Origin of the sequence: Nocardiopsis sp. NPDC007018 (assembly GCF_040635075.1) — a bacterium.
Lineage (GTDB): Bacteria > Actinomycetota > Actinomycetes > Streptosporangiales > Streptosporangiaceae > Nocardiopsis.
Genome location: NZ_JBEYHA010000037.1, coordinates 19501 through 33205, shown reverse-complemented (window position 1 = coordinate 33205; position 13705 = coordinate 19501). Strand labels below are relative to the sequence as shown.

Annotated in this window: 15 protein-coding genes; 8 read left to right on the top strand and 7 right to left on the bottom strand. The window is 68.5% G+C overall.

From position 1 onward, the window contains the following. Window positions 1-97: 97 nt before the first annotated feature. The 7 genes from ABZ635_RS19205 to ABZ635_RS19175 form a co-directional block, all read right to left on the bottom strand. A complete protein-coding gene (locus tag ABZ635_RS19205; protein ID WP_357766788.1) occupies window positions 98-1003 on the bottom strand; it encodes a hypothetical protein in 906 nt (301 codons plus the stop codon). Beyond that, a complete protein-coding gene (locus tag ABZ635_RS19200; RefSeq protein ID WP_357766785.1) occupies window positions 1000-1557 on the bottom strand; it encodes a hypothetical protein in 558 nt (185 codons plus the stop codon). The genes ABZ635_RS19205 and ABZ635_RS19200 overlap by 4 nt, the downstream gene beginning before the upstream one ends. After that, the gene (locus ABZ635_RS19195; protein WP_357766782.1) at window positions 1541-2413 is read right to left on the bottom strand and encodes a hypothetical protein; all 873 of its coding nucleotides are present in this window, start codon (window positions 2411-2413) and stop codon (window positions 1541-1543) included. The genes ABZ635_RS19200 and ABZ635_RS19195 overlap by 17 nt, the downstream gene beginning before the upstream one ends. A 59-nt stretch (window positions 2414-2472) precedes the next feature. Continuing rightward, window positions 2473-3057: a hypothetical protein gene (locus ABZ635_RS19190; protein WP_357766779.1), complete on the bottom strand. Its 585-nt coding sequence runs from the start codon at window positions 3055-3057 to the stop codon at window positions 2473-2475. Window positions 3058-3177: 120 nt separating this feature from the next. Further along, window positions 3178-3717, bottom strand: a complete 540-nt coding sequence (locus ABZ635_RS19185; protein WP_357766777.1) for a hypothetical protein — start codon at window positions 3715-3717, stop codon at window positions 3178-3180. Window positions 3718-3801: 84 nt separating this feature from the next. Continuing rightward, complete coding sequence (locus ABZ635_RS19180) at window positions 3802-4404, bottom strand: hypothetical protein (protein WP_357766774.1); 603 nt, start codon at window positions 4402-4404, stop codon at window positions 3802-3804. Window positions 4405-4621: 217 nt separating this feature from the next. After that, window positions 4622-5254 carry a DUF6069 family protein gene (locus tag ABZ635_RS19175; RefSeq protein WP_357766771.1) on the bottom strand — a complete coding sequence of 211 codons (633 nt, stop codon included), beginning with the start codon at window positions 5252-5254 and terminating at the stop codon, window positions 4622-4624. A gap of 90 nt (window positions 5255-5344) precedes the next feature. Between ABZ635_RS19175 and alr the strand changes: the two genes are divergently transcribed. From alr to ABZ635_RS19135, 8 genes are all read left to right on the top strand, one after another. Next, a complete protein-coding gene (gene alr / locus ABZ635_RS19170; RefSeq protein ID WP_357766768.1) occupies window positions 5345-6472 on the top strand; it encodes an alanine racemase in 1128 nt (375 codons plus the stop codon). Window positions 6473-6587: 115 nt separating this feature from the next. Then, window positions 6588-7100: a tRNA (adenosine(37)-N6)-threonylcarbamoyltransferase complex ATPase subunit type 1 TsaE gene (gene tsaE / locus ABZ635_RS19165; RefSeq protein WP_357766766.1), complete on the top strand. Its 513-nt coding sequence runs from the start codon at window positions 6588-6590 to the stop codon at window positions 7098-7100. 12 nt (window positions 7101-7112) lie between these two features. Continuing rightward, the gene (tsaB, locus tag ABZ635_RS19160; protein WP_357766763.1) at window positions 7113-7799 is read left to right on the top strand and encodes a tRNA (adenosine(37)-N6)-threonylcarbamoyltransferase complex dimerization subunit type 1 TsaB; all 687 of its coding nucleotides are present in this window, start codon (window positions 7113-7115) and stop codon (window positions 7797-7799) included. Further along, window positions 7787-8329, top strand: a complete 543-nt coding sequence (gene rimI, locus ABZ635_RS19155) for a ribosomal protein S18-alanine N-acetyltransferase (protein WP_357766760.1) — start codon at window positions 7787-7789, stop codon at window positions 8327-8329. Before tsaB ends, rimI begins: the two co-directional genes overlap by 13 nt. Next, window positions 8322-9353, top strand: coding sequence for a tRNA (adenosine(37)-N6)-threonylcarbamoyltransferase complex transferase subunit TsaD (gene tsaD / locus ABZ635_RS19150; protein WP_357766758.1), 1032 nt, complete (start codon window positions 8322-8324; stop codon window positions 9351-9353). Before rimI ends, tsaD begins: the two co-directional genes overlap by 8 nt. A gap of 216 nt (window positions 9354-9569) precedes the next feature. Then, window positions 9570-10526 (top strand): zinc-binding dehydrogenase, encoded by a 957-nt coding sequence (locus tag ABZ635_RS19145; protein WP_357766755.1) that lies wholly within the window; start codon window positions 9570-9572, stop codon window positions 10524-10526. A 304-nt stretch (window positions 10527-10830) separates the two neighbouring features. Continuing rightward, the gene (locus tag ABZ635_RS19140) at window positions 10831-11208 is read left to right on the top strand and encodes a hypothetical protein (RefSeq protein ID WP_357766752.1); all 378 of its coding nucleotides are present in this window, start codon (window positions 10831-10833) and stop codon (window positions 11206-11208) included. A gap of 21 nt (window positions 11209-11229) precedes the next feature. Beyond that, the gene (locus ABZ635_RS19135) at window positions 11230-13665 is read left to right on the top strand and encodes a hypothetical protein (RefSeq protein ID WP_357766750.1); all 2436 of its coding nucleotides are present in this window, start codon (window positions 11230-11232) and stop codon (window positions 13663-13665) included. The last annotated feature ends 40 nt before the right edge of the window (window positions 13666-13705 follow it).

The window sequence follows — 13705 nt, the reverse complement described above, 5'->3', positions numbered from 1 at the left end:
CGTTCGCGTTGCCACCAGTTCCGGATCACCCTGCCAGGGCCCACGGACAAACGCGCGCGAAGGGGGCGGGGCCGTCAGAGCCCCGCCCTACGGTGAATCAGGAACGGACGAACGGGGCCCGCCACCACCAGTGCCCGTCCGGCACACCGGACGGAACCGCCTCGGGGGAGGCCTCCTCGTTCTCCGGCAGGTTCTCCTTGAGCTGTTCGTCGACCCCGTCGATCTCCTCCGGCTTGACCAGGGCGAACGTCACCGCGCCGAGGAAGCCCTCGAACAGGTTCTCCAGCATGGAGCGGTACAGGCAGGCCGCGTACCACCCCTCCTCAGGGCCGGAGGCCAACCGATCGGCACGGAACAGGAGTCCGCGGATCTCCTCGCGACGGACGGCGGCGCCCTCAGCGACGAGCAGCCGCTGATCCGGTGTGCCGACGAGGTCGGCCGCACCGATGCGGGCACCCCAGAGCAGAAGCAGCGACTGCCTCAGGGGGATTTCCGGGTCCGCCAGGTCGACCCGGGCGCGCTCCAGAAGTTCCTCCGGACTACCCGTGAAGCCGTGCACGGGCTTCGACGGCGGTGCGGGCCACCCGTGGTCGGCCAGGTAGGCGGTGCCGTCGCCCCAGATCTCCACCAGGGTGGAGAGAGTGACCGTGGCCAACGGGGTCATGGGTGCGACCCGCTCGAAAGAGATGCTCAGCACCTCGTCGTCGGCTCCCAGAGACCTGGCCCGTCCGGTGCGCACGGTCGTTCCAGCCGAGGCGTGGTAGGCGGGGATGGGGTCCCCGAGTTCCGCTGTGGGTAGTTCGTCCAAGCGGCGCATGACGTGTGTCGCGGCGTCGATGGGAGATTCGAAACCGATCCGGTCGGCGGACTCGCGCAGAGCCTTCACCACGGCCTTGGGCCCGGCGCTCAGGTCGACTCGCACACCGCCCCGGCCCAGGGCGTCCACCGCGGCGACGTCCTGCTGGAGTCGTCTCTCCACCAGGGAGAGGTTGTCGTCGGTCATGGGGTGTCCCAGTCCTCTTCGTAGTAACCGTAGAGCTTCTCGTTGATCTCGGCTTCGGTCCAGTCGTGGCGTGTGGGGACGCGCCACCACCAGTGCGACTGCGGTACCCACCAGGGGATGTCCTCGGGCGGGATCGGCACGATGTCGTCAGCATTCTCGGTGAAGAGCGCGTCGACCACATCCAGCTTGTCGGCGTCGGCCGGGTGCATCAAGTCAGCGAAGGGGACGAAGTCGTCGATGATGATCTGAATCTTACTTCGATATTGGCATGAATTCAGGAATCCATCCCCCGTGCTGCGCCTCGAATATTTCTGGCACATGCGGAAATAATGGGTGAATCCGTGTCGGTTTCCATGCCTCCTCAGGAGCTTGCCTGCTTCCTCCTGAAATTTCGACTCCCAGGTGCGGTTGTGTCTGCGATAAAGCTTCCACAAGGAAGCAATTCCATCCATGATCGCGGGAAATGCTGTGGCCGTGGTCGGAGTCTCGCCCTCGGCGTTCTCTCGAAGAAGTTCGAGGACTTCCTCCTCTTCGGGGTTAAAATTCTGGCCCATGGTCCTCCTTTGTTTCTTTCCGGTATGTCGTCGGTGCGATCACTCCCGCCTCTCGCGAGAGGATCGTCGGAGTGTAAATAGCGAATTTGCCTGCCAAAATCGACCTCTCAAACTGTACTTCAACTTCGGTGTTGTTCTTTTTGGAAAGGAAATTGACGACCTTTCCTTCTTTGATGGTCCGTCCCATGCTGTTGTGGTAGGCGGCGACCCGGTGGAGGCCCTCCCGTTCTTCGGTCGGCATCTCGCGCCCATGGGCGTACACGTGCCTGAGTGCAGTGAAGTCGTCTCCCATGCCGACGGCGTCAGCCTGATTGCGGAGGGATGCGATGATCTTCTCTTTGCTTTCTGTGATGTCGATATCGATTCGCGTCCCCCGTCCTAGTCCGTGGAGGGTTTCAAGGTCGGATTGAAGTCTGTCTCGGAATTCTTCCTCCGAGCTGAGGACTCGGTCTGCTGTGATCTTTATGAGTTCCGTTTCGGTCAAATAGGGGTTTCTCTCTGAAATGTACTCCTGTGTGCTGTCGTAGTAGGCCATGTAATAGGAGTACCTGTTGGCGGAGTCCTTGATTCCATCGCCTTCGAGTGCAAAGGAGAGACCTTGGGCCACCACGGGCCTTATTGCTTGCGCCTCACTCCCCATGGTGTTCGTGTACGGGTATTTGTTGTCTAGTACCACCTTGGCCAGTCGGCTCAATGTCTTGGTGCTGGGTGTCGATTCCCCGTGGAGCCTCAGGAAATCTTCTTTGTCTTTGCCAGCCCAATCAATAACTCTGAAGAGGTGGTTGACCTTCTCTTTCAGCTTCCTTTCTTGCTTCTCTCTCTTGGTGAGGGGAGGATTTTCTGACGAGTTGCTCACGGCAGTCTCCATTTGGGGGTGGGGAGAGGCGTGGTCGGGTGGGGTGGGGGCGATGCGGGCTATCGGCAGAGTTCTCTAGGAATCTGCTCGTCTTCGTCGTAGAGGTCGCTGAGGGAGTAGTCGTGGAGCTTCTCGTCGATTTCTTGTGGGCTCATGTCCAGGCGGGTGGGGGCACGCCACCACCAGTGGGATTCGGGGACCCACCAGGGGATGTCCTCGGGCGGGATCGGCACGATATCGTCGACGTCCTTGACGTAAAGGCCGTCGATCTTTTCCAGTGCTCCGCCGTCGGCCGGGTGCACGAGGTCGGCGAACGGTACGAAGTACTCGTTCAGGATCTGGATCTTGCTGCGGAGGTAGCAGGCGCTCACGAACCCGTCGCCTCGTCTGCGCAGGGAGTACCTCCTGCACGCTCCGAAGTAGGCCGAGAATCCGTGGCGGTTCCCCTCTTTTCTGAGGAGGTGGGACGCCTCCTGGACGAATTCCGGTGGCCAGGTGTGGCCGTTGCGGAGGTGGGTCTCCCACAGGCGCATGATTCCCTCGACGATCTCGGGGAAGTTCCTGGCGCTGTCCGGGGGGACGGCTTCGGCGTTCTTCTGGAGGAGCTCGATGACGGCCTGCTCCTCGGGGCTGAACGGGGTCATGGTCGTGACCGCTCCGGTCTCGTGAGTTGATCAGTACGTGCGGTGCCATCCGGGTCACGGCGTTCTGCCGTGCTTGAGAGAGGTCGAGCGCCCCGATCCACGGCGGTGGTCTCAGCTCGCCTACAGGTAATCCTCTTCGTAGTATCCGTAGAGCCTCTCGTTGATCTCGGTTTCGGTCCAGTCGTGGCGTGTGGGGACGCGCCACCACCAGTGTGACTCCGGTATCCACCCGGGGATCTCTTCGGGTGGGATCGGCACGATGTCGTCGGCCTTCGAGACGAAGAGTTCATCGACCTCCTCCAGTCCGTCGGTGTCGGCCGGGTGCACCAGGTCGGCGAAGGGGACGAGGTTCTCGATGAGGATCTGGACCTTGCTTCGGTAATAGCACGCGTTCCAGAAGCCATCCCCCGAGATGCGCAGGGAATAGTCTTCGCAATGGAAGAAATAGTACGTGAAACCGTGTCGGTTCCCGCTTTTCCTCAGGAGCTCGGCGGCTTCTTCCTGGAACCTCGGATGCCAAGATCGCTGGTGTCGGCGGTTGTCCGTCCACAGCAACACGATGTCGTCCCCGATCCCGAGGAAGTTCCTGGCGGAGTCAGGTGCGGCGGCGACCGCGTTCTTCCGCAGGCGTTCGAGTACGGCTTCTTCTTCGGGGCTCATCACCGCGGGCTCCCCTTCGCTGTGTGTTCGTGTCGGGTATGCGCCGTATCCCCCAGCGAGAGGAGGGCGGCGGTTCTCGCGCGGCTACCGGGAGAGATCCCCGGGCAGCTCCTCGTTCTCGCTGTAGAGGTCGCTGAGGGAGTAGTCGTGGAGCTTCTCGTCGATCTCCTGCCGACTCATGTCGACGCGGGTGGAGGCGCGCCACCACCAGTGGGACGCGGGGACCCAGGTGGGGAGCTGGTCCGGGGGGATGGGCGGGATGCCGTGGGCGTCCTCGACATAGAGCTCGTCGATGGCGTCCAGGGCTCCCGAGTCGGCGGCGTGCATGAGGTCGGCGAAGGGGACGAACTCCTCGACGAGCACCTGGATGTGGCTGCGGAGGTAGCAGGAGCGCTGGAAGCCGTCTCCCATGCTGCGTAGGGCGAACGCCTCACACTGGCCGACGTAGGCCTGGAAGCCGTGCCTGTTCGCGTCCGACCGGACGAGTTCGCGGACCCGCTCGACGAAACCCGGCGACCACTGCCCTCCGTCCCTGCGGTGGTACGCCCACAGGGTGACGAGGCGGTCCAGGGCCTCGTCGAAGACCCGGACCACTTCGGGGCCGGAGAGGTCGCCCGTGGTGCTTTCGAGGAGGGCCACGATCGTGTCCTCTTCACGGGAGGGGTCGTGCTCCACGCGTTGTGTCATGAGGGCTCCCAGCGGTCGACGTCGGAGCGGCCTGGCCCCACGCCACCGTGACGCGTGGCTCCGCTTCCGGACCGCTCCCCGGGTCCCCGCCGCGACGGGACGGGACCCGCGTTCTCGCCCTGTGCGACGCGGGGGCGCCCCGGTTGGTTCTCGCCAGCACGGCACGGGAAGGGGGCGGGGCCACGTGGCCCCGCCCCCGGCGGTGTCGGTCGTTCGGTCAGTCGTCGCGGGTGCCGTGTCGGGCACGCTCCTCCTCCGCGCGCTGGGCCCGCGCGCGGTCGCGGGCGTCCTCGTACTCGGCGTCCTCCTCCAGGGCGCGGTAGCGCGTGGGGTCGTACTCCCGCTGGCCCACGTCGGGCAGGACGCCCTCGTGGCGCAGGGCCGGGCCCGCGTCGCGTCTGGCCTGCCGGGGGACCCGGCTGATCACGGCGGTCCGCCCCACGCCGCGCAGCAGCGAGGCGATGGCGATACCGCACACCAGGTTGATCAGGCCCGTGGCGACCTGGCTGGAGATCTCGGCGCCCTGTGTGAAGGGCGTGACGGCCGCGATGGCCGTGGCCAGACCGACGATCCAGCCGAAGAACGAGAGCGCCCGGGGCGCGGAGAGCAGCAGAAGGTGGAGCAGCGCGGTCGCGAGCAGTGCGACCAGCCCCGCCAACAGCGCGTATCCGACCGTTCCGGCGTCACCCAGGTTCCCGGCCTCCTCCGGTGCGAGCACCGGGATGCCGAAGACCCCGCGAACCACCAGGGTCCCGGCGAAGATCACCAGGGCGGCGACCACCGCGGTGGCCAGTCCGCCGGACCACAGGCGGGTCACGTTGACGGCTCGTTCACTTCCGATTTCGTTCATACCGATATCCCCAAAATAGGGCTCGAACTCGGTCGTAGGCCACATACCCGCAGCTCCGCAGCGGTAACCCACGCGTGGAACACTGTGGGCATGGCTCCTTTCGCGCACGCTCGCGTCGATCTCGACGCGATCACCTCCAACGCCCGGCTGCTCCGTGATCTGGCCGGGGGGACCCCTCTCATGGGCGTGGTCAAGGCCGACGGGTACGGGCACGGAATCCTGCCCGCCGCGCGCGCCCTCGTCGCGGGCGGCGCCACGTGGCTGGGGACCGCGCTGATCAAGGAGGGGCTGGAGTTGCGCCGGGCGGGGATCACGCTGCCCGTGCTGTCCTGGATCATCCCTCCGGGGGAGCCGGTGGGGGAGGCGATCGGGGCCGACATCGACCTGGGGGTCAGCGACCGTGCCGTCCTGGACACGGTGGTGGCCGAGGCCGCGCGCCTGGGCCGGGTCGCCCGGGTCCAGCTGAAGGCGGACACCGGCCTGAACCGGGGAGGCGTCGGCCGGGGCGCGTGGGCGTCGGTGGTCGAGGCGGCGGCGCGCGCGGAGGAGGACGGCCTGATCCGGGTCACCGGGGTGTGGTCGCACTTCGCCTGCGCGGACGAGCCGGGACACCCCTCGATCCGGGCGCAGCTGGAGGTCTTCCACGAGGCTCTCGCGGTGGTGGAGAAGGCAGGACTGTCCCCGGAGGTCCGGCACATCGCGAACTCAGCGGCGCTGTTGACCCTGCCCGAGGCCAGGTTCGACCTCGTCCGGGGCGGGATCGCGAGTTACGGTCTGTGCCCTATCCCGGATATGGACGTGCCCGGATTGCGTCCCGCGATGACTCTCGCGTCGAAGGTCGCGCTGACCAAGCGCGTCCCGGCGGACAGCGGCGTCTCCTACGGCCACCGGTACGTCACCAAGGAGGAGACCACTCTCGCCCTGGTGCCGCTCGGGTACGCGGACGGCGTCCCCCGGGCCGCCACCAACCGGGGTCCGGTCCTGCTCGGCGGCTCCCGGCGCACCATCGCGGGAACAGTCTGCATGGACCAGTTCGTTCTTGACGTGGGAGACGACCCGGTGCGCGCGGGCGACCTCGCGGTGCTGTTCGGCGACCCGACCGAGAACCCGGACGTGCCCACCGCGCAGGACTGGGCCGATGTCCTGGACACCATCCCGTACGAGATCATCACGCGAATCGGCGCCCGGGTGCCGCGCACGTACGTCGGCGGGTCCTGACGCTCTCCCCGATATCGGTCACGAACCTTCCCCACCCGACCTAACCTGGGTGAAGAGGGACCTTCGGCGCGCCCCGACGCGGGCCGAACCACGACACGACCACTCTGCGAGAGCGATGACAGACACCACAGCCACCACCGGGGGCACGTCCCGCGTCCACGCGGTCACCGCCGCGACGGGCGAGGAGATGCGCGTCCTGGGCCGTGACCTCGCCGCCCTCTCCCGCCCCGGGGACCTCCTGATCCTCTCCGGGCCGCTGGGAGCGGGCAAGACCACCCTCACCCAGGGGCTCGGACAGGGCCTGGGCGTACGCGGGTCGGTCACCTCGCCCACGTTCGTCATCTCCAGAATCCACCCGTCGGTGGTGGGCGGTCCCGCGCTCGTGCACGTGGACGCCTACCGGCTCGGCGGCCCCGACGAGATCGACGACATCGACCTGGACATGACCCTGGCCGAGTCCGTCACCGTCGTCGAGTGGGGCGAGGGCGTGGCCGAGGGGCTGGCCGACGACCGCCTGGAGATCCGGATCGAGCGCCACCCCGACGACACCCGCACCGTCCACCTGCGCGCGGTCGGCGCCCGGTGGACCGACATCGACCTGCCCGGCACCGCCGCCGGGAACGGATAGGCGGACCCACCCGTGCTGCTCCTGGCCTTCGACACCGCCACCCCGGCGGTCACCGCCGCCATCGGGGAGACCACCTCCGACGGCACCTTCTCGCTGCGCGCGAGCGCGAGCTCCGTGGACGCCCGCCGCCACGGCGAGCTCCTCACCCCCACCATCCAGAACCTGCTCACGGCGTCCGGGCTGGTGCTGGGCGACATCGACCACATCGCGGTCGGTGTGGGCCCCGGCCCCTACACCGGGCTTCGGGTGGGTCTGGCCACCGGTCACGCCCTCGCGGACGCCCTGGGCGTGCCCTGCCACGGGGTGACCACGCTGGACGCCCTGGCCTTCGCCACCCGGCGGACCGGACCGTTCCTGGGCATGACCGACGCCCGCCGCAAGGAGGTGTTCTGGGCGCGCTACGACGACCACCTCACCCGGGTCGGCGAGGTGCGGGTGGACCGCCCCGCCGAGATCGACACCGGCGGCCTGCCGCTGGTGGGCGACGGTGCCCGGATGTACGCCGAGGTGCTGGGCGCCGACCCCGAGGACACCGCGGCCCTGGAGCCGCTCCACCCGGACGCCGCGGCCATGGCCGAGCTGGCCCTGCTGCGCCTGCGGCGGGGCGAGGAGCTGCCCGAGCCCGCGCCGCTCTACCTGCGCCGACCCGACGCGGTCGAGCCGGGCGCGCCGAAGAGGGTCCGCCAGTGGGTGAGGTGACCGAGGCGGTGCGCCTGCGCCCGATGACCGCCGACGACGTCCCTGCCGTCATGGCGCTCGAACGCGCGCTGTTCCCGCAGGACGCCTGGAGCGAGGGCATGCTCCGCGAGGAGCTCGCCGAGGTCTCCACCCGGTACTACGTGGTGGCCGAGACTGAGACCGAGACTGAGACCGAGACCGAGACCGCTGACGGGGCCGCCGGGGCGGACACCGCGACCGCCACCGGTGCGGACCTGGTCGGCTACGCCGGGCTGAGGTTCGTCCCGCCCGAGGGCGACGTCCAGACGATGGCCGTCGCGCCGGACGCGTGGGGGAGGGGGATCGGCCGGGCGCTGCTCACCGAGCTGCTCGACCAGGCCGCCGCCCGGGGCGTCACCCACATGTTCCTGGAGGTGCGTTCGGACAACCCGCGCGCCCAGGACCTCTACACACGTTTCGGCTTCGAGGCGATCGGCGTGCGCCGGGGCTACTACAAGGGGGCGGACGCCATCGTCATGCGCCGCGTCGCGGAGAGGGGAAGCCATGAGTGAGCCGTTGATCCTGGGGATCGAGTCGTCCTGCGACGAGACCGGGGTGGCGCTGGTCCGGGGCTGCGAGCTGCTGGGCGAGTCGGTCGCCTCCAGCGTCGACCAGCACGTGCGGTTCGGCGGCGTGGTGCCCGAGGTGGCCAGCCGCGCCCACCTGGAGGCCATGACCCCCACCGTGCGCCGCGCCCTGGACGACGCGGGAGTGAAGCTCTCCGACGTGGACGCCGTCGCGGTCACCGCCGGGCCCGGCCTGGCCGGCGCGCTCCTGGTGGGCGTCTCCGCGGCCAAGGCCTACGCCATGGCGCTCGGCAAACCGCTGTACGGGGTCAACCACCTGGTCGGCCACGTGGCCGTGGACCAGTTGGACCACGGGCCCCTGCCCAAACCGTCGATCGCCCTGCTGGTGTCGGGCGGCCACACCTCTCTGCTGCTGGTCAACGACCTGGCCACCGACGTGGTCTCGCTCGGTGACACCGTCGACGACGCCGCCGGTGAGGCCTACGACAAGGTGGCGCGGCTGCTGGAGCTGCCCTACCCGGGCGGTCCGCCCATCGACCGGGCGGCGCAGAGGGGCAACCCGAAGGCGATGCGCTTCCCGCGCGGCAAGTGGGGCGACGGCACGTACGACTTCTCCTTCTCCGGGTTGAAGACGGCCGTGGCCCGCCACGTGGAGGACGCCGAGCGCCGGGGCGAACCGCTGGTGGTGGCCGACATCGCCGCCGCCTTCCAGGAGTCGGTGGTGGACGTACTCACCCGCAAGGCGGTCGACGCCTGCGTGGAGAACGGGGTGAGCACCCTGGTGATCAGCGGTGGCGTGGCGGCCAACTCGGCGCTGCGGGCCCTGGCCGAGCAGCGCTGCCGGGAGGCCGGGATCGAGCTCCGCGTGCCGCGTCCGCGCCTGTGCACGGACAACGGTGCCATGATCGCGGCCTTGGGCGCGGAGGTGGTCGCGGCGGGGCTGCCGCCGTCCTCGCTGGACCTGGCCACCGACACCTCGCTGCCGGTGGAGTCCCCGCTGGCCGTGTAGTCGTCGTGCCGGTCGGGTGGCTTCGCGGCCGCTCGGCCGCCTCGGGCCCCGCCGATCCGCACCGGACCGGCGGGGCCCGCGTGTGCCCGGGCCGGGTCCGCCCCCGTCCCGGTCCCGTGGTCCTGTCCCCGCGCTCCCCGTTCCCGCGCCCCGTCCCCGCGCCCACGCACCCACCCGGTCGGAGACACCTCCGGGCCCCTGTGGTTGGGTGCGGTCATGTTCGCGATCACGGCAGCACGCATCTCGTTCGACGACCCCCTGTCCGGACTGGAGGCGGGCGAGCGGCCCGACCCCGAGCCCCGCGAGGGGTGGACCACCGTCCGGGTCCGGGCGGCGGCGCTCAACCACCACGACCTCTGGAGCCTGCGCGGTGTGGCGCTGCGGGAGGACCGCCTCCCGATGGTCCTGGGCGGAGACGCCTCCGGGGTGGACGAGGACGGCAACGAGGTGATCGTGCACGGGGTGGTCACCGAACCTCCCCGACCCGGGCGCTCGCCGCGCTTCTCCCTGCTCTCGGAGATCCATGACGGCACCCTCGCCGAACGCGTGCTCGTCCCCCGCGAGAACCTGGTGCCCAAGCCCCCGGAACTCTCCTTCGAGGAGGCGGCCTGCCTGCCCACCGCCTGGCTCACCGCGTACAGCATGCTGTTCGGCAAGGCGGACCCGCTCCCCGGTTCCACGGTCCTCGTCCAGGGCGCCGGGGGAGGGGTCTCGGCGGCCCTGATCGCCATGGCGGCGCAGGTCGGGCACCGTGTCTACGTCACCAGCCGGAGTGCGCGGAAGCGGGCCCGCGCCCTCGAACTGGGCGCGCACGCCGCAGTGCCCTCCGGCGAACGGCTCCCGGAACGCGTGGACGTGGTCTTCGACTCCGTGGGGCAGGCGACCTGGAAGCACTCGATCCACTCGCTCAAGCCCGGCGGGGCGATCGTCACGTGCGGTGCGACCAGCGGCGACGCCCCCTCCGCGGAGCTCACCCGGGTGTTCTTCCTCCAGTTGAGGGTGCTGGGCTCCACGATGGGCACCCGCGACGAACTGGTGGCGCTCACCCAGATGTGCGTGCGTACCGGGCTGCGCCCCGTGATCGACCGGGTCCTTCCGCTGACCGAGGCCCGGGAGGCCTTCCGGGCCCTGGAGGCCGGTGAACAGTTCGGCAAGATCGTCCTCGTGCCCTAGTGCGTGTTCCGCGGATCATTCCGGGCTCGCGACCACCAGGCTGCCTCTCGCTGCGCCGACTTCGCTCGGACAGCCAAACCCGGGCTGACCTTCGCTCCTCGTCTTGCGAGAGATTGCCTGTAGGCCGCTCGCGTCGATCGGCGCAAGCGCCGAACCAACCGAAAGCATCCACGGAACACGCCCTAGCCGGATCGGGGCCGGAACCCGCCCGAACCAAAGGGGCCTCCCGTGCGTCTACTGACTGTCCGGGGAGCGACACGGGCAGCCGGGAGGATGTCCCGGAGCGTGCCGAAGGGGCGTGAACATGTCGGGTGAAGTGGCGGCCAACACGCAGGACGCCGACAGCGGGGGCGAGAGCGCGGAGATCGCCGCCTCCTACCTGCGGGAACTACCGCAGGACTTCCAGGAGGCCGTGAACGAGGCCAAGGGTCTGCTCACACACGACCCCACCATCGGGGGCTGGGGCGGGTTCGCGGAGGACCACGAGAGCCACATGAACGAGGTCCAGCGGCACGCCGCGACCCTGGCCTCCAACGTCCGCAGCGGGGCGGGTCGGATCAGTGCCACCGACCAGTCCTCTGAGGACGGCTTCACGGGGAGCCAGGCGTCGGCCCCGATGGACGCGTCGCGGCACCTCAACCCCAACATTCGGGTGAACCGGCACCACGTCGGACCGGTCTAGGAAGATTCGGGAGTCACGGACGTGTCCTTACTGAATTACACCGAGTGCGAGTTCGACACCGCGAAGCTCACCACGGCCCGGGACGGGTTCCAGGCGCTGCACGCCAAGATCGCGGGCAGGTCCGAGGGGTACGAGTCGATCACCTCGCCGGTCGGGTCGGAGTTCAGCGACCTCGTCGACACCCAACTGAAGGGGCTCGCGACGCGGAACCAGCAGGCGTGGAGCAGCGCGCTCCTGGCCTGCCTGCACGCTTACGGTGTGCTCGACAAGGCGATCGAGGACACCGACTGGTACGAGGAGCAGATCGCCGACGTCAAGTACCGGCTCTCCTCGGCCGTGAACGCCATTCCCTCAGTGGAACAGGACAGCTACACGCGGGTCGAGTCCGTCAGGAGGACCTTCGACGCCGAGGCGCGCACCCTCTGGACGAAGTTCGAGGAACGGTGCCAGGAGACCGAGGACACGCTGAAGGACGGGCCGACGCCGCAGCGCATCCGTCAGCTCTCCGAGGGCGGCCACTTCGGCGACAACCAGCAGATCGGCTACCAGACCACGGGCGACATCAACTACTACGTCGTCGACGAGGACTTCAACACCGCCGTGCTCACGGTCCACCTGTTCGACGCGGTCTTCCACGGCCGCGACGGCAGCATCGACATGCTGAAGACGGACCCGATGACTCTCGCGCTCCTGGAGAACATGATCCTCCGGGCGGAGCAGGCCCGGGAGTCCGGCACCGAACTGAGCGCTGGGGAACTCGCCTATCTGCAGAGCGTCTATGACGTCCTCGGCCGCGACGGCAGGGGGCACGAGCCGGGGTTCCTGTGGTTCATGGGGGAGGTGGCCGACAGCGACCACATCGACGACGAGCTGCGCGCGACCATCCAGCGACGGCTGGCGGACGGCATGCTCGTGCTCTCCGACGAGGAGGTCGGCGGCGGCATGTCGCGTCTCCCCGAGGACGTGCGCCGGGCCGCCGTGGGACCGGACCGGATCGAACCCTCCCGGGAGGGGGACGACCCCGGTATCGACCTGTCGAGCTACTCCGGGTGGTCGAACGACTGGCAGGACCTGAGCGAGTTCCTGACGCACTCCGACCCCGAACTCCAGGGGGGCACGGAGTTCTCGACGAGCCTGTTGCGCACCGGCTCTGACATGCTCCTGCGCAGCACCCTCGACGGGGTTCCGCCGGTGGAGACCTTCCAGGACGTGATCGAGGTGGCCACCCGCAACAAGGAGGCCAACCACGTCATCCTCACCGGTGAGGGGTCGGACGGCAAGAAGTATCCGGTGCACGAGAACCACGAGCACCTCACCCCGGCCCGGATGGTGGAGAACCTCTACACCATTCCCTGGCCCGACGAGGGCGAGGCGGTCCGCGGGCTCACCGACTGGATCTCCGCGGACGCGGACTCCGACTCCCAGGAGGACCGCGACCGCGCCGGTAGGTCGGCGAGCGCGCTGATCGAGATCCTGACCACCACGGAGAACGAGGACGGCGACAACCCGTTCCTGGACACGGCGGTGGGCGGCAAGGACTACCAGCCCTCGGTGGCCGAGATCAACCCCGAGGTGCTCAAGAGCCTGGCGTCGGTGTACGGCGCCTATCTGGACGACATCTCCATCGACACGACCGAGCGGGGATACCGGAGGTTGGACGGGGCACGAGACGACCTGCACCTTTTCCATGAGAACGGTGACATGGCGTTGCACCTGCCCCAGGGAGACCACCAGAAGTTCCTCCAGCTCCTGCTCTCCAACGAGGAGTACTCCGCACCGATCGTCAGCCTGGTCGAACACCAGGAGCGCCGCATCCTCGGTGCCAACCTCGATCACGCCCAGGTCGGACACCAGGTTGCGGGGTCGGCCACCGCCGACCTGAGGTCCGCCATGTCCAACGCGCTCATCGCGGAGTACATGTCCCGGCACGACGACGTCGAGGAAGCCCGGGAACGGGCGGACCAGATGGTGCAGACCGGCTACAACATCCTCATCGCGAACACCGTCCAGGCGACGGGCGCCAAGTCCACCCCCGCGGGAATGGCTCTGGAGACCTTCCTCCGCGTCATGGAGCAGCCGACCAAGGACTACTTCAGCAAGCGGAACGAGGAGGACATCGACTTCACGTACATCGAGGACATGAACGACCATCTGCTGGACACTCCGGCGAACATCCGCAATCACGCCAACCTCCAGATCCTCGAAGGCATGGTGGAACGGGGCATGGTCGACATGGAGACCCTGGAGGACAAGGGGTTGCTGGTCGACGACGGTGACGGGGGCAGGCGGCTGCCCACGGCCGTGGCGGAGTGGAAGACCGGTGTCACGGGCTACACGTCGGCGATGGAGGAGATCGTTCTGGAGACCGATCCCGAGGTCGCGCGGCTCGCCACCAGTTACATCACGAGCTTCCAGGAGCGGTACGAGCAGAAGTTGGCCGACGAGTGGGAGGACTGAGCCGCTCGGCCTCCTGACGAGACGAGGGGCCCGGGACGTC

Coding starts and splice junctions, on each gene's coding strand:
- ABZ635_RS19205 (WP_357766788.1), bottom strand. CDS start 1,003: ATGACCGACGACAACCTCTCCCTGGTGGAGAGACGACTCCAGCAGGAC.
- ABZ635_RS19200 (WP_357766785.1), bottom strand. CDS start 1,557: ATGGGCCAGAATTTTAACCCCGAAGAGGAGGAAGTCCTCGAACTTCTT.
- ABZ635_RS19190 (WP_357766779.1), bottom strand. CDS start 3,057: ATGACCCCGTTCAGCCCCGAGGAGCAGGCCGTCATCGAGCTCCTCCAG.
- ABZ635_RS19185 (WP_357766777.1), bottom strand. CDS start 3,717: ATGAGCCCCGAAGAAGAAGCCGTACTCGAACGCCTGCGGAAGAACGCG.
- ABZ635_RS19180 (WP_357766774.1), bottom strand. CDS start 4,404: ATGACACAACGCGTGGAGCACGACCCCTCCCGTGAAGAGGACACGATC.
- ABZ635_RS19175 (WP_357766771.1), bottom strand. CDS start 5,254: ATGAACGAAATCGGAAGTGAACGAGCCGTCAACGTGACCCGCCTGTGG.
- alr (WP_357766768.1), top strand. CDS start 5,345: ATGGCTCCTTTCGCGCACGCTCGCGTCGATCTCGACGCGATCACCTCC.
- tsaE (WP_357766766.1), top strand. CDS start 6,588: ATGACAGACACCACAGCCACCACCGGGGGCACGTCCCGCGTCCACGCG.
- tsaD (WP_357766758.1), top strand. CDS start 8,322: ATGAGTGAGCCGTTGATCCTGGGGATCGAGTCGTCCTGCGACGAGACC.
- ABZ635_RS19145 (WP_357766755.1), top strand. CDS start 9,570: ATGTTCGCGATCACGGCAGCACGCATCTCGTTCGACGACCCCCTGTCC.
- ABZ635_RS19140 (WP_357766752.1), top strand. CDS start 10,831: ATGTCGGGTGAAGTGGCGGCCAACACGCAGGACGCCGACAGCGGGGGC.